The organism is Rugamonas apoptosis (assembly GCF_014042355.1).
Classification (GTDB): domain Bacteria; phylum Pseudomonadota; class Gammaproteobacteria; order Burkholderiales; family Burkholderiaceae_D; genus Rugamonas; species Rugamonas apoptosis.
Genome location: NZ_JACEZU010000005.1, coordinates 252,534 through 269,669 on the forward strand (window position 1 = coordinate 252,534; position 17,136 = coordinate 269,669).

Consider the following 17,136-nt stretch of genomic DNA (forward strand, 5'->3'; position numbering starts at 1 on the left):
GCTCAGGTGATCAACGCCTCCAGCGCCAGCGACGCCTTGTTCCTGTAGCGCGCCTGGTGGCGCAACAGGCGGAACGCGCGGGCCGGCAGCGCGAAGTCCACCTTGCGCAGCAGGCCGGCCTGCAGATAGGCGGCAGCCACCCGCTCCGATACCACCGTGGCGAAGCCGCCGTACATGGCGGCGGCGCATACGGCTTCGTTGGACGGCAGCGTCAACGCCACGTCCAGCCGCTCACCATCCATGCCCAGCGCGCCCAGCATGCCTTCGAACGCGGAACGCGTGCCGGAGCCATGCTCGCGCAGCACCCAGCGTTCCGTCAGCAGTTCTTCCCCCGTCACGCCGGCGTGGCCGTCCCACCGATGGCCAGGCGCCACCAGCACGGCGATGCGATCCTCGGCTACCACCTGCACCGACAGTTCCGCCTCGTCGATCTCGCCTTCCACAAACCCCAGGTCAGCTCCCCCCTCCACCACGGCCCGCGCCACGCTTTGGGTGTTGCCTATGGTGAGCGTGAGTTCGATCTGCGGATAGTGCTGGCGGAAGCGCACCAACAGCGCGGGCAGCCAGTAGCTGGCGATGGTCTGGCTGGCGTGGATGCGCAGTGCGCCCCGTTTCAGGCCACCCAGTTCGGCCAGCGTCAGCTCGGCGCTGCGGGCCATGGCCAGCGTGGCCTGTGCTTCGGTCAGGAAGATGCGGCCAGCCTCACTCAATTCGATGCGCCGCCCCACCCGGTTGAACAGTGGCGTGCCGTAGCGGTCCTCCAGCGCGCGGATGGCGGCGCTGACGGCCGATGGCGTGAGCGCCAGCGCGCTTGCGGCCTGCGTCAGGTGCTCGCGCTCGGCGACGGCGATAAAAATCCGTAATTGGTCTAACGTCATGGCGTGGCGGGATCTGGGCTGGCCGGCAAGGTGCGGCAAGCCCAGATTGTATAGCGTGCGGCGGAAGGGATGCAAAAACGGAGGCCGCGGCCTCCGTTCGGTCATACGATGATACTAGCGCGTCGTTTACGCCACGTCGTTGCGGCGACGGCTGCGGTAGGCGATCAGGATGGCGCCAGCAACCAACATGCCATAGGTAGCAGGCTCAGGCACCGCCGAAGTGATCACGGTGCCGCTGTAGCTGGTCGGGGCGGCCGACAGCACCTGGCCCGTTACCAGCAGATAGTAGCTGTCTGGCACCAGATGGGTGCTCGTCAGCGTCCACAGGTCAACCATGCCATCGAGCACTTTCGTGCCACCCAGCGACAAGCCCCCAGAGTTGAAGAGGGAGAAACCCGTGATCTTGATTCCATCCGTCGACGCGGGGCTGATGGCCGACACCTGGGCCACCAAGCTGGACGCGCCGCTGGAGGTGAAGTTGTAGCGATCGCTGAACGTATTGCCGCTATTACCCAAGTCAAACACGTGGCCAAAGAAATTGGCACCGGCGGTCAGGGTGAGCGCTTGGGCAGGCTGGCTGATGTCGGCGGCGACGGCGGTGCTGCCCGACAGTGCCGCGCCAGCCAGCGCGATGGCGGCGAACGCCGATTTGAGTTTAGTCATAATTTCTCCATGTAAAGCGGGAACAGCAGTTCCCGTTGATTGATCACATACTGCCTTTTGAGCTTAACATGGCAAAACTGACAGCATTAATCGTGCGACACTATTTCAATTCATTTAGGAAATATTTCCAACAATAAATTTTGTTAATCGGTCGAGCCAGTTTTGCGAGCTCTTCCCTATGAGGAGTGGGTGACGATGACTTGCATCCGGGATATCGGCTGGGGTTGTGTAGGAAATTTCCTACACCAAGACGAGAAAAAGGCAAGACACTGAGCGGGCCGGATCGCCGGCTCGGATCACCACGCTGGAACGGCGCTGCGGCGCTGGGTTGCCACAATGGCGCGGACCTCTGCCAGCAGGCCGGGCCGTGCGGCCAGGCAGGCCGCACGTTCTCGTATGATGCGCGCGCGATTGGCCGCCAGGGTGGCCGTATCGAGCGCCATGCCCAGGTCCTGATCGCCTTTTCCGGTGATCAGGGCGCGCAACACTTCGTCACCGAGCGCTTTCTTGAAGTGGCCGCCTTCCCAATACCAACGCGTCGCCGCGGACGATCCCCGGGCTGGCACACCCTCGCACTGGCGCGCGCCAAAGCCGCTGAAGTCAGCCAGCAGGATATGCGCGCCGGGATGGCGAATGCGCGCCGCGTCGACCTCCTCCGCCAGGATCGCTTTCCAGGCTTCGAACCACGGCCACAGCCCGGTCTCCTCGAACAGCAGCAGCAACTGGGCGTGGTAGGGGTAGATGACCAGTTTGATGTCGGCGCCGGAAGGCGCCAGCAGGTCGAGGATGCGGCGCGTATCGCGCCGGGCCTGGGCGGCGTTGAAGCCGGTGCCCGCCTTGCGCAGGTAATTGGCCGCGTTCTCCTCCGCACGGCGCTGGAATATCAGGTGGTAGCCATCCACGCGGGCATAGGCGAGGTATTCCCGCAGCGGGTTGAAGCCGCGTGGACTCATCGACTCGGCATAAGCGTCCTGCTGGATGCGCAGGGTTTGCACGCTGTCCTTGAGCGATGTGAAGGAGAACAACGTGTCGAAGCGCCAGAACGCGCGGTCGGCCGGATGGTCCGGCGCTGCTGACGGCGCCAAGGCCTGCGCGGGACGCGGTGCTTCCGCGTAGTTGAGAAATTCCATGCCGACGATGGCGCTGGCCGGCTTGACACCGCGCGCCCGCAGGTAGGCGATCTGGCTGATCACGGTGTCCATGACGGAGCCGGCGATGGCGAGATTGTAGGCGTTGCCCAGTATCTCAGGATCGAACCCGATTTCGGCGCGCGAATTCCCAAAGATGAAGTTGGTCGCGCCGGAGCGCAATGCGTTGCTGACCTTGATCTCCTCCTGGTAGCGCGTGAGCGACGGCTTGACCGCGTTGACGCCGGGTCGTTTTACCGCGCCATACAAGCCGTAAGGATCGACCACGTAGACAAAAGACGCACAGGCGGCGCTGCCCGCAGCCAGCGTGGCCAGGGCAGTACGCAGGAAGGTGCGGGAGCGGGCCTGCATCAGAACTGGAAGTACAGGAAATCGCTGGGGCGATTGAGCGACAGCAGATCCAGCAACGCGATCACGCCGATCACCATGCCCCACGCGCGCGTGGGCGCCCACGCCAGCCGCGAGGGACGACACCCGCCGCTATCGAGCGCGGGTTTGAAGCGCGCCGTGATCTGCTGCGTGTTCGGGCACAGGAACACCAGGGCGGCGGCCGCGCCCACCGCGCCCCAGGTGTCGATGAACTGGCTGCCCCCGCCGCCGTAGAAAGTGATACCCACCCGTTCCATGAGCGGCAGCAGGCCACCGAGGCGGCTGGCGAAGGCATCGGGCAAGGCGATGCCGTTGGCGCCGCACATGCCCCGCACGAACGCCAGGGCGCCGTGCAGGTCGGGGGCACGGAAGAACACCCACGCGTAGCAGACGGCGATGAAGGTGATCGCCGTCGCGGTACGGCGTCCCATAGGCAGGCGCAGCGCCGACCATGCGTGGTGCACGGCGAGGTAGATCCCATGCAGACCGCCCCAGATCATGTAGTTCCAGCCGGCGCCGTGCCACAGACCGCCGAGCAGCATGGTGACCATCAGGTTGACGTAGCGGCGCGCCTTGCCGTGGCGGTTGCCGCCCAGAGGAACGTACAGGTAATCACGCAGGAAGCGCGACAACGTCATGTGCCAGCAGCGCCAGAATTCGCTGATATTGGCGGCCTGGTAGGGCGAATTGAAATTGAGCGGCAGGCGCACGCCGAACAGGCGGGACAGCCCGATCGCCATGTCGGAGTATCCCGAGAAGTCGAAATACAACTGGAAGGCATAGGCCAGCACCCCGCCCCAGGCCACCAGCAGCGACGGGCTGCCGCCATGATTGAAGACGGCGTTGGCATACGGCGCGATGTTATCGGCGATCAGCACCTTCTTCGCCAGGCCCGCGAAGAAAATGGTGGCGCCCACAGCGAAATTGAGCGCACGCGGACAGTAGATGCGTGGGTCCGCGAACTGCGGCATCATCTCCTTGTGGTGCAGCACGGGCCCGGCCACGAGGTGCGGAAAGTAGGTCACGAACAGCAGGTAGTGCGCAAAGCGGCGTTCGCTGGCCTTACCCTGGCAGCTATCGACCAGGAAGGCGATCTGGGTGAAAGTGAAGAACGAAATCCCGATCGGCAGCACGACGTCCGGCACCGGCAAATGCGCGGATGCGGCGAGGAAACCGGCGTACTTATACCAGCCCAGGGCCAGCAGGTTGGCCGCCACTCCGGCCGCCAGCCAACGCCGGCTTGGCCTGCGCTGCAACAACGCGCCGAGCCGGTAGTTCAGTATGACGGAGGTCAGCAGCAAGGGCAGGAAGCGCGGATTCCAGTATCCATAGAAAAACAGCGAAGCGGCGGCCAGCCACCATGCTGCGGCTGTGGGCGAACGTCGCCCCAGCAGGAAGAAGCCGGCCAGCACGGCCGGCAGGAACAGCAGCAGGAAGGGTTGCGAGTTGAACAACATGGCTGGCGCGCCGACGGAAAAGCCCATCGTATGACGGGCCGCGCCAAGCGGTCCTGTGCCAGATCATGCCGTGTAACCAGCAAATTCAGCAAGTCGGTGTCAGGTCTGTCATTCGGACAATCGTCGCGTTTCTTTGATTTTTCTCATCGTGGCATACTTTTTCTGCTATTAGAAAAGGTAGCTCCAGTGAGAGACCATCTACCACATGCGATTACGAGGCCGTTTGATTGACCTCAAGGGTGCTAGCTTGCTGTCCGAATGACAGACCTGACACCGACCGTCTGACACCGACCGTCGAGTCCATTTGACCACGCCGCATCACCCTGCCCGCCCCGTGCGGGCTTTCTTACGCCGGTACGCACCGATGTGCCATCGTTTCGGCCAGTTGGACAAGATGATCGCGTCCGGCGGCAAAGGGCGCTAGCGCCCCCTTGGCCAGGCCGCGCGTCAGAACTCTTCCCAGTCGCCATCCGTCTGCTTGCTGTTCGCCACAGCCTTGGCGCGTACGGGCGACGGCGCCGCCTTGGCCACCACGCGTGGCGCGGCAGCCTTCAGCGCCTTCACCGGCGCGGGCCGGGCGACGTGCGTTGGCCGTGGCGCGGCCGAACGGGCCGGGGCCATGCCGTCCAGCTTGAACACACTGACCACCTGGGCCAGCGAACCGGCCTGCTCCTGCAGTGACGTGGCGGCCGCCGATGCCTGCTCCACCAGCGCCACGTTCTGCTGGGTGATGGCGTCCATCTGGCCGATGTCGGCATTGATCTGGTCCAGCCCCGCCGTCTGCTCCTGGCTGGCCTGGGTGATTTCGCCCATGATGTCGGCCACGCGCTGGATGCTGGTGACCACTTCCTGCATCGTGGCCCCGGCCTCGTCCACCAGGCGTGCACCGGTGCCCACTTTTTCCACCGAGTCGCCGATCAGCTCCTTGATCTCCTTGGCCGCGCCGGCGCTGCGCTGGGCCAGGTTGCGCACCTCGGACGCCACCACGGCGAAGCCCCGTCCCTGCTCGCCCGCCCGCGCCGCTTCCACCGCCGCATTCAGGGCCAGGATATTGGTCTGGAACGCGATGCCGTCGATCACGCCGATGATGTCGACGATCTTGCGCGACGAATCGTTGATCGAACCCATGGTCTGCACCACTTCGCTCACCACGGTGCCGCCCTTGACGGCCACCGCCGACGCCGACTGCGCCAACTGGTTGGCCTGGCGCGCGTTGTCGGCATTCTGGCGCACGGTACCCGTCAGTTCCTCCATGGCCTGCGCGGTCCGGTCCAGCGAACTGGCTTGCTCGCCGGTGCGGCCCGACAGGTCCATATTGCCGGCCGCGATCTGGCCCGACGCGCTGGCGATGGTGTCGGTGCTGCCGCGCACCTCATGCACGATGCTGGCCAGGTTGCCCTTCATGCGGTCCAGCGCCGTCAGCAAGGCGCCGATTTCATTATGGCTGTGCGATTCGATGCGGCCCGTCAGGTCGCCGTCCGCCACCCGGGTGGCGATGGCCATGGCCTGCTCCAGCGGCGCGGAAATGGCGCGCAGCAGGGCCATGCCGACGGCGGCGCCCACCAGCAACCCCACCGCCAGCACGGCCACCATGGTCCAGGTGGTCGACGCCAGGCTGGCGCCGACCGCTGCGTCGTTGGCCTTGGCCTTGGACACGGCATACTCGGTCAGTACCTTGAGCGCCACATCGCCCTTGCGGTAGGACGGATTGATCTTCTTGATCAGGATGGCCTCCGCTTCATCCCACTGGTCGCCCTTGATGGCGGCGCCGGCCGCCTTGATAGCCTCCAGGCCCAGGCCCGCGCTGTCGGCGTACCACTGTTCGGCCAGGCGCTTCTCCTCCGGCGCGCTGATGCCGGCCAGGTAAGCGTCCCAGCGCTTGGCCGTACGGTCGGCGAAGGTGGCGATCAAGTCGAAGTGCACCGTCAACGGATGGTCATGCAGCTTGGCCCAGGCCAGCTCCGGGTTGTGCTGCAACGCTTGCAGGATCTGGCTGCGGCTCTGTTCCATGTCCAGCCGCATGGCGTTCAGTTCGGTACTGTTCTGCTGGTCGCGCAGCGTCACCTGCTGGACCAGGCCGACAGAATGGCCGGCGCCGTAAATGCCCATCAGCCCGTTAGCCAGCATCAGGGCCAGCAAGACCGCCAGCGCGACGATCACCAGCGTCCTGATTTTGAGATTCGTAAACATGTCTACTCCCTAGGTATTGTTCTTGGATGCTTGCCTTGCCCGGCGGTTGTTAAATTTCCAACTAGGAATCACTAACAATTCCCTCGTACAATACGCAAAAAATCAAAGATGAAACTCACACATTTTCACACTGGAATGATTGATCTAAATATCATCTTGAAAGCGACGACGGCGCCGCCCGGCGGGCGCTGAATTCGACGATAATGTGGCCACGCCGCGGCGCGCCACAAAAGCAACGGCATGGCGCGCCCGAACCCGGCCGCGCCGGCCACGCACCGACTACTAGCACCAGAACATGAGCCAACTGAACATCATCGTCGCCATGGATGCCCAGCGCGGCATCGGCATCGCCAACACCCTGCCCTGGCGTTTGCCGGAAGACCTGGCCCATTTCAAGCGCCTCACGACGGGTCACCCCATCCTGATGGGACGCAAAACGTTTGAATCCATCGGCCGTCCCCTGCCGGGCCGGCGCAACATCGTCATCACCCGCAACGGCGACTGGCGCCACGACGGCGTGGAAACGGCCGCTTCACTGGAGGCCGCCGTTGCTTTAGTGCAAGATGCACCGGCTTACATCATAGGCGGCGCCGAGATTTACGGACAGGCCCTGGCGCTGGCCGATCAACTTGATCTGACCTGCATCAACCAGACCTTCGCCTGCGACGCCTTCTTCCCCGCCATCGCGCAGGATGCATGGGTCGAAACGGCCCGCGAGGCGCACGTATCGGCCACCGGCCTGGAATACGCGTTCGTCACACTGCGCCGTCGGGCCGCTCCATAACCCATCCTGTTCAGCTCCATACTTTTAGAGGAAACATACAACCATGTCAGGTCACGGATTTCACGTACACGGCCCGCACGATCACGCGGTGGAACACGCAGCCCACGGCGGCGACAGTTTTTCCAACAACATCGCCGTCATGACGGCCATCCTGGCCACCGTGGGAGCCATGTTCGGCTACCAGGGCGGCGCCACCCAGAACGACGCGGCCCTGTTCAAGAACAATGCCGCCATCGACAAGACCCAGGCTGCCAACAGCTGGAACTACTACCAGGCCAAGTCGAACAAGCAAAACCTGGCCGAACTGGCCATGACGCTGCCCGGCGTGGACGTGGAACGCTACAAGTCGGAAGTGGCGCGCTACAAGTCGGAAAAGGAAGACATCAAGAAGGAAGCGGAAAAGTGGGAGGAGTCGTCCAAGGAATGGAACCACAAGTCCGATGAAGCCATGCACGCCCACCACCAGTGGGCGCTGGCCACCACGGCCGAGCAGATCGCCATTTCGCTGGCCGCCATCACTTTGTTAACAAGGAAGAAATGGTTGCAGGCGGCCGCCTACGGCGTGGCCGGGGTTGGCCTGGCGCTGGGCGCGTTCGCCTGGCTGCATGTGGACCCGCTGGGCGCGATGATGCTCAAGCTGGGCGGCGCCGCCGCCGGCCACTGACAGGAAGCGGGCAGATCGCGGAAAAAGGGCTAATTTTTTCACCACGATGCCCCCATTTCTGCGAGAATCCCGTTCTTATTTTTTTTCCGCGTCCTGATCCAACACCATGGGCGCCCAGCCCGCCCCTGTACAACAGTCAGGGGCGGTCTTCTTTTTTGGAGACAGCATGAAATTTCGTTTCCCCATCGTCATTATTGACGAGGATTTCCGTTCCGAGAACACGTCCGGCCTGGGTATTCGCGCCCTGGCCGATGCGATGGAAAAAGAAGGCATGGAAGTGCTGGGCGTGACCAGCTACGGCGACCTGTCGCAATTCGCGCAACAGCAATCGCGCGCCTCGGCCTTCGTGCTGTCGATCGACGACGAGGAATTCGGCGGCGGCTCGGTGGAGGAAACCGACCACGCGCTGAAATCGCTGCGCGCCTTCGTCGAGGAAATCCGCTACAAGAACGCCGACATCCCGATCTACCTGTACGGCGAAACGCGCACCTCGCGCCACATCCCCAACGATATCCTGCGCGAGCTGCACGGCTTCATCCACATGTTCGAGGACACGCCGGAGTTCGTGGCGCGCCACATCATCCGCGAAGCGAAGTCCTACCTAGACGGCCTGTCGCCGCCGTTCTTCCGCGCCCTCGTGCATTACGCCAACGACGGTTCCTACTCCTGGCACTGCCCCGGCCACTCGGGTGGCGTGGCGTTCCTGAAGTCGCCCATCGGCCAGATGTTCCACCAGTTTTTCGGTGAGAACATGCTGCGCGCGGACGTCTGCAACGCCGTGGAGGAACTGGGCCAGCTGCTGGACCACACCGGCCCCGTGGCCGCGTCCGAGCGCAACGCCGCGCGCATCTTCAATGCCGACCATTGCTACTTCGTCACCAACGGCACCTCGACGTCGAACAAGATGGTGTGGCACTCCACCGTCGCCCCCGGCGACATCGTGGTGGTGGACCGCAACTGCCACAAGTCCATCCTGCACTCGATCATCATGTGCGGCGCGATTCCCGTGTTCCTGATGCCGACCCGTAACCATCTGGGCATCATCGGCCCGATTCCGCTGGAAGAGTTCACGCCCGAGAGCATCGCCCGCAAGATCGAAGCCAACCCGTTCGCGCGCGAAGCGGCCAACAAGAAGCCCCGTATCCTCACCATCACCCAGTCCACCTACGACGGCGTGATCTACAACGTGGAAACGCTGCGCGAAATGTTGGACGGTAAGATCGACACCCTGCACTTCGACGAAGCGTGGCTGCCGCACGCCACCTTCCACGACTTCTACAAGAACATGCACGCGATCGGCAAGGACCGTCCGCGCGCCAAGGAGTCGATGATCTTCTCGACCCAGTCCACCCACAAGCTGCTGGCCGGCCTGTCGCAGGCTTCGCAAGTACTGGTGCGCGAATCGGAATCGGTCAAGCTGGACCGGGATGCCTTCAACGAGGCTTACCTGATGCACACCTCGACTTCGCCGCAATATTCCATCATCGCCTCGTGCGACGTGGCCGCGGCCATGATGGAAGCGCCTGGCGGCACCGCGCTGGTGGAGGAATCGATCATCGAGGCGCTGGACTTCCGCCGCGCCATGAAGAAGATCGATGAGGAATGGGGCAAGGACTGGTGGTTCAAGGTGTGGGGTCCGGACGACTTCGCGGAAGACGGCATCGGCACGCGCGAGGACTGGATCATCCGCGCCGACGACGACTGGCATGGCTTCGGCAAGCTGGCGCCGGGATTCAACATGCTCGACCCGATCAAGGCCACCATCGTCAACCCCGGCCTGTCGCTGGACGGCACGTTCGCCGAGACGGGCATCCCCGCCTCCATCGTCACCAAGTACCTGGCCGAGCATGGCGTGATCATCGAGAAGTGCGGCCTGTACTCGTTCTTCATCATGTTCACCATCGGCATCACCAAGGGCCGCTGGAACACGCTGCTGACGGCGCTGCAGCAATTCAAGGACGACTACGACAAGAACCAGCCGATGTGGCGCATCCTGCCGGAGTTCGCGGCCGCCAATCCGGTCTACGAGAAGATGGGCCTGCGCGACCTGTGCCAGCAGATCCACAACTTCTACAAGGCCTACGACGTGGCGCGCCTGACGACGGAGATGTACCTGTCGGACATGATCCCGGCCATGAAGCCGTCGGATGCTTTCGCCAAGATGGCGCACCGCGAAATCGAGCGCGTGGCGATCGACGAACTGGAAGGCCGCATCACGTCCATCCTGTTGACGCCTTACCCACCGGGCATCCCGCTGCTGATTCCGGGCGAGCGTTTCAACAAGACCATCGTCGACTACCTGCGCTTCGCGCGCGACTTCAACGAGCGCTTCCCCGGCTTCGAGACGGACGTGCACGGCCTGGTCAAGCGCGAAGTGGACGGCAAGCGCGGCTACTTCGTCGACTGCGTCAAACAGTAAGCCGCCCACCGGGATGACTAGTCGGGGAGGTAACACGGTTTTCGCGCCGTGTTACCTCCCCGATTTTCTTTGCACCAACGCCACCAGCCGCGGCATGCATGCGGCGCGTTGCCGCATGCCTGTGTGGCCGTTCGGCCGGAACGGCGTCAGACGCCCACGCCCACCGTCAGCGTGACGACATAGCCATCCGTCGCATTGCCCGTCACCGCCACCATCTGCAAGGAGGTGCCGTCGCTGAACACGTTGTCGGTAGCATAGCTGATCTGGGCCAGGTTACGCACGCTGGTATTGTAGCCGGTGCTCGCATAGACCTCGTTCAAGGTCGCCATCGGGAAAGTGAACTGGGACGTCTTGACCCGGTTTGCCGCGCTCACGCTCTTCGCCAGCGATGGATAGACTTCGAAATGCACGTGTGGCATGCGCCCCGCGTAGCAGCCGGGGAAGACGGTGCTGAAGGTGACGGTGCCGGTGCTGTCCGCCTCCTGCACGCCGCGCAGGTAGTTCTGGTCCGTCACGCCGCTGGAATAGAGCGAGTAGTTGCCGTCCCGGTCGCAGTGCCACAGGTAGACGGCATAACCCGGCAAGGCCGCGCAGCTGCCGTTGGCGTTCACGATCTGCAGCTTGATGGTCAGCGGCACGCCGGCAGCCACGCCGGTCGCGCCATTGAAACTGCTGCGGATATCGCTGCGAACCACACCCGACAGGTTGAGCACACTGGTGGTGCCGCTGCCGGTGCCGTTGCTGTTGGTGCCGTCGGCCGGGTATGGGCCACCCGTCTCCTCCGGTATGACGGCGCAGGAGCCGGCCGATCCTGTGCCGGTAGTGCCGCCCGTGCTGCCGCTCGTGCTGCCACTGGAGCTCCCGCTGGTGCCGGACGACGTACCCGTGCCGGTGCTGGTCGTGCTGCTGTCCGTCGTGGACGAGCCCCCGCCACAGCCCAGCACCGGCAGCGCCGACGCGCCAGCCAGCAGCCACCGCAGCGACTGGCGCCGGCTGGCCTGCATCCCCATCATGGCGGCCAGGTCCTCCGCCAGACTGTGGCCGTGTGCCTCGTGATTTGCCTCCATTGTCCGGTCCTTAAACAGTGGTGTTAATCAGATTGCCGCTGCTGCCGGCGCCGGACAGGTTGTTCGACAGCGCTTGCAGAAAGCTGGCCAGCTTGTCGTTGCTGTCGGCGCTGCTGGTGCCGCTGGTGCTGCTGCCGCCCAACTGGTCGAGCAGGTTCTTGAATGTGCTCTCCAGGTCGGAGGTGGCGTCGGTTGCCGTGGTGTCGTCCGTATCGCTGGTGGAGCTTGTGGACGAACTCGACGAGGTGGACGTTGAGCTGCCCAGCTTCGAGATCAGGCTTTGCAGGTCGGACGCCAGCCGTCCGGGACCACCAGCACCTCCGGCGCCGCCCGGCCCACCCATGCCCTGCCCCTGCTGTCCTTCGCCATAGGGCGGTGGACCGTCTTCATTGGCGCTGCCTTGCGCATGCAGCGCGCCCATCAGGCTTTGCAGGAAGCTGCCCAACGCCTGCGCCACATTGCTGCCGTCCGTGCTGGAGGTGTCGCTGGTGGACGTGGTGTCGCTGGCGCTGCTGGTCGTGCTGTCGGTCGACGTGCCGGCACTGGACGTGCTGCTGCCGGTGCTGGTCACGCCAATTTCCTTGAGCGCGTTCGCGATCGCGGCGACAAAGCCGCCACCATCCGGGCGTCCGCCCGGTGGCGGGCCGCCGCGCACCTGGCCGCTGTCGCCGGCGCCGGACGTGGAACTGGTTTTACTCAAATAGCTCATCTGGCTGACAGCACTACTGGCGCTGAGGGCATTGATCGACATCGTGTTCTCCTTGGTTTGGGGTGGAACGTGGTGGATGGATAGACCGGATTACTGGCGTGGTGCGCGTGCTGGCTGGCGTGCCTGATCCTGCGGGCGCGTATGGTCATCGGCCAGTTGCTTGCGCTGTTCAGGCGTCAGCACGGCCAGCAGCTTCTGTTCGGTGCGCACGTGCTGCAGCATGATGTTGGCCATGGCCTGTGCGCCGGCCTGGGTTAGCGATGCCGCCTTCGCGTCGTCGTACTGGGCCCCATGGGCCAGCTCACGCAGTCCGGCATGGGCTTTGGCGGCGGCCTTGCCCTGGTCACGCAGATAGGGTTCCTGGGCGTGCAGGATGGCGAATACCTTGTCCTGCTGCGCCTCGCTCAGTTCCAGGCCGCGCAGGAATGGCGGCTGGCCGGCCATGCCGGGGGCGCCGAACGGCACCATCATGCCGGGCATGGCCGGGCCGCCGCGCATGGCTTCCGGACCGCGCATCGGATGGCCTTCCTCTCTGCCAGGAGCGGATGGATGGCCACAAGCGGGGCCGGCGCCGGGTGCATCATCAGGCATCGCGGCCAGCGCGGCCGCGTCGGCATTGGCGTTGGCGGCCAGAGGCAAGGCCAGCATCGCGGCCAACAGGAATGCTTGCAGATTGGTTTTCTTGATATTCATGACTGCGGTCCTTGTTTGTACAGTGGAGCCGCCATTCTCTGGCCGGGAGGTGTAAAGCGCCGTTAGGACAAGGTAAATCCGTGTAAAGATGCGGCCCGGCGCCCGTGTAAAAGCGGGTAAATCCGCGCTGGGGCCAGTGCCGCTTGCGTTATGATGGCCGCATCCACACTGCCCCCACCCGCTGCGATGAGCAAAGTACTGCTGATAGATGACGATATCGAACTGATAGGCATGTTCCAGGAATACCTGGAGCAGGAAGGCTTTGAGGTCAAAGCTGTCCACGACGGCGAAGCCGGAACGGCCGAAGCGTTCACCGGCAGCTACGCGATCGCCATCCTGGACGTGATGATGCCGCGCATGAACGGACTGGAAACCCTGCGCCGCATCCGCACCAGCAGCCAGTTACCGATCCTGATGCTGACGGCGCGCGGCGACGACACGGACCGCATCGTGGGCCTGGAGCTGGGCGCCGACGATTACGTGGCCAAACCCTGCACGCCGCGCGAGCTGACGGCCCGCATCCGCGCCATCCTGCGCCGGGCCCAGGCCGCGCCGGCGGACGTTGGCGGCGCCGCCACGCTCACCGTCGGCCAGCTCACCATGTGGCCGGAACAGCGCCGCGCCGCCTGGGCCGGCGTCAAGCTGCAACTGACCAGCACCGAATTCAACCTGCTGGAAGTCCTGGCCCGCAATGCCGGGCGGCCGGTCAGCAAGAACACCCTGTCCGAACAGGGCCTGGGGCGCCCCATGGCCCGCTTCGACCGCAATATCGATGTGCACCTGAGCAGCCTGCGGCACAAGCTGGGCACCATCGCCGACGGCCGCTCCTGCCTGCAGACCGTGTACCGCCAGGGCTACCAGCTGATCAAGGAGTAAGCCGTGGGCCGCCTGTTCTGGAAGTTCTTCCTCTCCATCCTGCTGGCCCAACTGGCGGCCACGGTGGGCATAGGCGGCGCCGTCTGGCTCAAGAACCGCAACGCGGCCAACAACGCCAGCACCGCCATCGACACCAGTCCGCCGGCCGAAATTGCCATCAACTCGGCCGCCGCCACGCTCCAATTTGGCGGCGCCGACGCCCTGCGCGGCCTGCTGGAGGCCATGCGCCACCACCGGGTCTACGCCGTCGATGCGCAAGGCCGGGAGCTGCTGGGGCGCACCGTCAGTCCCGTCATGCTGGCCGAAGCGCGCGCCTTGCTGAAGGAGGATGATGCCCGGCCGGCCGTACGCGACGCGCATGATGGACGCGGCCAGCACTACCTGCTGTTCCTGCCGTCGCACGAGCGCCTGCGTGGATTCGACGGCGGCTATCCCAATCCGTTGCTGGCCGGCTTGGCTGACCCGCGCCTGGGCCAACCCCGCATGGGCGAACCGCGCATGGGCGAACCGCCGCGCCACGGTCCCGGCGACGGCCCCGCCGGCCCGCCCCCCATGCCACGCGACGGCGACGCACGACCCGCATCCGACAGCGTAGCAATGCGTATGCCGCCGCCCGGCGAAGGCGGTCCGCCACACGCCGGGCCGCCACCTGATGGCCGCAACCCCCGCTTCCAGCCGCTGGCACCGTATGTGCCGATCATGGCGGCCATCCTGGCCAGCCTGCTGTTCGCGGTACTGCTGGCCTGGTATTTTTCCCGTCCCATCCGCGCGCTGAGGGCCGCCTTTGAAGCGGCCGCCGACGGCGACCTGGCGCCCCGTTTTGTGGACGCATCCGGCAAACGGGGCACGGAACTGAATGACCTGGGGCGCGATTTCGACCGCATGACGGCGCGCCTGCGCAGCCTGATCGACGGCCAGACCCGCTTGTTGCACGACGTGTCGCACGAACTGCGCTCGCCATTGGCACGGATGCAGGCGGCCATCGGCCTGGCGCATCAGCAGCCGGACAAGATGGCGTCATCGATGGCGCGTATCGAGCGCGAGAGCGTGCGCATGGACAAGCTGGTGGGCGAATTGCTCACGCTGTCGCGCCTGGAAGCGGGTGCGCTGGGGGCGGGGCAGGAGGAAATCAGCATGGCCGACCTGTTGCAGCAGATCGCCGACGACGCCAGCTTCGAGGCATCCAGCCAGCATCGCGGCGTGGTGTGCGACGGCGAGGCCGATGTGCTGGTGATCGGCCAGGCGGACCTGCTGGCGCGCGCCATCGAAAACGTGGTGCGCAACGCCATCAAGCACAGTCCCGAAGGCGGTACGGTGCTGCTGCAGCTGCGGCCACGCCTCCATGCGCGCCAGTTGGGCATCCGTGTGCTGGACAGCGGTCCGGGTGTGGCGGCGGACGAACTGGCATCCATCTTCCAGCCCTTCTTCAGGTCCAGCAACACCCGCAACGATACGGATGGCCATGGCCTGGGCCTGGCCATCGCCCAGCATGTGGTGCACGCCCACGGCGGCGGCATCACGGCCAGCAACCAGCCCGAGGGTGGCCTGTGCGTGGAAATCACGCTGCCGTTGGCCCAGCAGCGCGCAACCGGCATGCATGACGCCAGTTGACCACACACCGGCGACGAAGTCCGCTCGCGGCGACTACTCCTCAAACGCCCACAGCATATGGGCGTCGAGCTTCAAGCGCGCGTAGGCTTGCAGCGCGTCCAGCTGGGACGTTTGCGCCGCCAGTGCCGCATCCAACGCCTGCCGCCGGGCTAACAATGCCTCGCTCAAACTGACTTCACCGGCCGCATAGGCCTTCATCATCAGGGCCGCCTGGCGTTCGCTCTGTTGCGCGATGCTGTCCATGGTTTGCCAGATCTGGCGGCTGTGGCCACTGTCAAGCACCACCCGGCGCGCCGCCGCGTCGACCCGGATACGCGCCAGGTCCAGCCGCTCCCTGGCCTGCTCCGCGCGCGCGCTGGCGGCGCGCGTGTCCGCGCCACGGGCGGCACCCGGCAAGGGCATAGACAGCATCAGTCCCAACACGCGCTCCTGCCCGCCCCGCTCGCGGCTGGCACGCACGCTCACGGTCGGATCGGGCATGCGCTCGGCGCTGGTGCGGCGGGCCTGCTGCGCCGCCAGCCGGGCCTCACCTTCGGCCAATTCCAGTTCGTGATTGTGGCCGACGATGCTGGCGACCCAGCTGTCGGCCGTGCCCTCCGCCTCCGGTGGCACGGGCAGCGCGCCAGCCAGCGCTGGCGGCAGCCCCGGATAGGTCGACCGTAGCAACTGCTGCGCCAACGCGCCGCGCTGGCGTGCCTGCTGCAATTGCGCCGCCACACGGGACTGCTCCGTTTCCGCCTGCAACTGCTCCAGCGCCGCGCCATCGCCCGCCTTCACGCGCTGCACCGCGATGCGCACCAGTTGACCCGCCAGCGCATACTGCTGCTCCAGCCGCGCCACCGCCACATTCTCGCGCACGGCGGAGAACCAGTCCGTCATCAGGGTACGCCCCGCTTCGTGCCACGCGTCCTCGTGCGCCGCTTCCGCCACAGCGATGCCGGTGGCGCCGATGGCCGCATCCTGCGCCGCCTTGCCAAACCAGCGTACGGGCCGCTCCAATGCCAGTTCCTGTTCGCGCCAGGTGGGTCCGGCCAGCTCGTTACGGGTGCTCACACCGCCGCGCACCGTCCATTCATGCCGCCCCGCTTCCAGCCCGGCCTTGTTGGCCTGCGCCAGTTCGCCCTGCAAGGCCACCTCGCGCAATTGCGGCATGGCGGCCAGCACCTGCCGCACCGTGGCTTCAGGCGGCAGCAGCGCCAGTCCCGGCTCGGCCGCGTGCTGAGCCCAGGCCCAGGCCGGTGCGCCGGCCAGCAGCGCGTAGAGGGATGCCAAGGCGAGGCGCTTCATACCAGTCTCCCGAACGCGATCACCGGTGTGAGCCACCACGCCACTTCGGCATTGCGCAGTTCCGCCGCCAGTTGCGCCACCAGCGCTTTCAGGCCGTCCACGCTGCCCACAACGTGCACCAGCTTGCGGCGGCAGCGGCCCTGCACCTGCTCCAGCGTCGTGTGCAGGGTCGCGCCCTGGCCCATGCCATGCGCATCCACCACGGAGAATCCGGGCGCCTGCTCGGGGTGCAGCAGCAGGAAATCCAGCACATCGCCTTCCAATGCGCCGGGTATGGCTAGCGTCAGCATGGCCTCGTATTGAGTATCGGTAGTCATATTC

At 65.2% G+C, this 17,136-nt stretch carries 15 protein-coding genes; 5 read left to right on the forward strand and 10 right to left on the reverse strand.

Annotated features, from left to right (window positions below; translation table 11 throughout):
* Positions 1-2: 2 nt before the first annotated feature.
* The 5 genes from H3H39_RS12215 to H3H39_RS12235 all read right to left on the reverse strand — a co-directional run bounded on the left by H3H39_RS12215 (position 3) and on the right by H3H39_RS12235 (position 6,705).
* Positions 3-878 (reverse strand): LysR family transcriptional regulator, encoded by an 876-nt coding sequence (locus H3H39_RS12215; RefSeq protein ID WP_182153649.1) that lies wholly within the window; start codon positions 876-878, stop codon positions 3-5.
* A gap of 126 nt (positions 879-1,004) precedes the next feature.
* Positions 1,005-1,541, reverse strand: a complete 537-nt coding sequence (locus H3H39_RS12220) for an FxDxF family PEP-CTERM protein (RefSeq protein WP_182153650.1) — start codon at positions 1,539-1,541, stop codon at positions 1,005-1,007.
* 296 nt (positions 1,542-1,837) lie between these two features.
* The gene (locus tag H3H39_RS12225) at positions 1,838-3,040 is read right to left on the reverse strand and encodes a hypothetical protein (protein WP_182153651.1); all 1,203 of its coding nucleotides are present in this window, start codon (positions 3,038-3,040) and stop codon (positions 1,838-1,840) included.
* A complete protein-coding gene (locus tag H3H39_RS12230) occupies positions 3,040-4,515 on the reverse strand; it encodes an MBOAT family O-acyltransferase (RefSeq protein ID WP_182153795.1) in 1,476 nt (491 codons plus the stop codon). The genes H3H39_RS12225 and H3H39_RS12230 overlap by 1 nt, the downstream gene beginning before the upstream one ends.
* A gap of 447 nt (positions 4,516-4,962) precedes the next feature.
* On the reverse strand, positions 4,963-6,705 hold the full coding sequence (locus H3H39_RS12235; RefSeq protein WP_182153652.1) for a methyl-accepting chemotaxis protein: 1,743 nt from the start codon (positions 6,703-6,705) through the stop codon (positions 4,963-4,965).
* A gap of 295 nt (positions 6,706-7,000) precedes the next feature.
* Here H3H39_RS12235 and H3H39_RS12240 point away from each other — a divergent pair, with 295 nt between their 5' ends.
* The 3 genes from H3H39_RS12240 (at position 7,001) to H3H39_RS12250 (ending at position 10,572) form a co-directional block, all read left to right on the forward strand.
* Positions 7,001-7,489 (forward strand): dihydrofolate reductase, encoded by a 489-nt coding sequence (locus tag H3H39_RS12240; RefSeq protein ID WP_182153653.1) that lies wholly within the window; start codon positions 7,001-7,003, stop codon positions 7,487-7,489.
* A 43-nt stretch (positions 7,490-7,532) separates the two neighbouring features.
* Positions 7,533-8,153, forward strand: a complete 621-nt coding sequence (locus H3H39_RS12245) for a DUF4337 domain-containing protein (protein WP_182153654.1) — start codon at positions 7,533-7,535, stop codon at positions 8,151-8,153.
* Positions 8,154-8,319: 166 nt separating this feature from the next.
* The gene (locus H3H39_RS12250) at positions 8,320-10,572 is read left to right on the forward strand and encodes an arginine/lysine/ornithine decarboxylase (protein WP_182153655.1); all 2,253 of its coding nucleotides are present in this window, start codon (positions 8,320-8,322) and stop codon (positions 10,570-10,572) included.
* A gap of 146 nt (positions 10,573-10,718) precedes the next feature.
* Here H3H39_RS12250 and H3H39_RS12255 read toward each other — a convergent pair whose 3' ends face one another.
* Genes H3H39_RS12255 through H3H39_RS12265 form a run of 3 tightly spaced genes read right to left on the reverse strand, consistent with a single transcriptional unit; the run spans position 10,719 to position 13,041 of the window.
* On the reverse strand, positions 10,719-11,639 hold the full coding sequence (locus H3H39_RS12255) for a dioxygenase family protein (protein ID WP_182153656.1): 921 nt from the start codon (positions 11,637-11,639) through the stop codon (positions 10,719-10,721).
* Between the two features lie 10 nt (positions 11,640-11,649).
* On the reverse strand, positions 11,650-12,390 hold the full coding sequence (locus tag H3H39_RS12260) for a hypothetical protein (protein WP_182153657.1): 741 nt from the start codon (positions 12,388-12,390) through the stop codon (positions 11,650-11,652).
* Positions 12,391-12,438: 48 nt separating this feature from the next.
* Positions 12,439-13,041 carry a Spy/CpxP family protein refolding chaperone gene (locus tag H3H39_RS12265; protein ID WP_182153658.1) on the reverse strand — a complete coding sequence of 201 codons (603 nt, stop codon included), beginning with the start codon at positions 13,039-13,041 and terminating at the stop codon, positions 12,439-12,441.
* A gap of 186 nt (positions 13,042-13,227) precedes the next feature.
* On the opposite strand from H3H39_RS12265, the gene H3H39_RS12270 reads away from it, so the two are divergent.
* On the forward strand, positions 13,228-13,917 hold the full coding sequence (locus tag H3H39_RS12270; RefSeq protein ID WP_182153659.1) for a response regulator transcription factor: 690 nt from the start codon (positions 13,228-13,230) through the stop codon (positions 13,915-13,917).
* Positions 13,918-13,920: 3 nt separating this feature from the next.
* The gene (locus tag H3H39_RS12275) at positions 13,921-15,528 is read left to right on the forward strand and encodes a sensor histidine kinase (protein ID WP_182153660.1); all 1,608 of its coding nucleotides are present in this window, start codon (positions 13,921-13,923) and stop codon (positions 15,526-15,528) included.
* Positions 15,529-15,561: 33 nt separating this feature from the next.
* Here the strand turns inward: H3H39_RS12275 and H3H39_RS12280 are convergent, their stop codons facing one another.
* The gene (locus H3H39_RS12280) at positions 15,562-16,815 is read right to left on the reverse strand and encodes a TolC family protein (RefSeq protein ID WP_182153661.1); all 1,254 of its coding nucleotides are present in this window, start codon (positions 16,813-16,815) and stop codon (positions 15,562-15,564) included.
* Positions 16,812-17,132: a DUF3240 family protein gene (locus tag H3H39_RS12285; protein WP_182153662.1), complete on the reverse strand. Its 321-nt coding sequence runs from the start codon at positions 17,130-17,132 to the stop codon at positions 16,812-16,814. The genes H3H39_RS12280 and H3H39_RS12285 overlap by 4 nt, the downstream gene beginning before the upstream one ends.
* Positions 17,133-17,136: the final 4 nt, after the last annotated feature.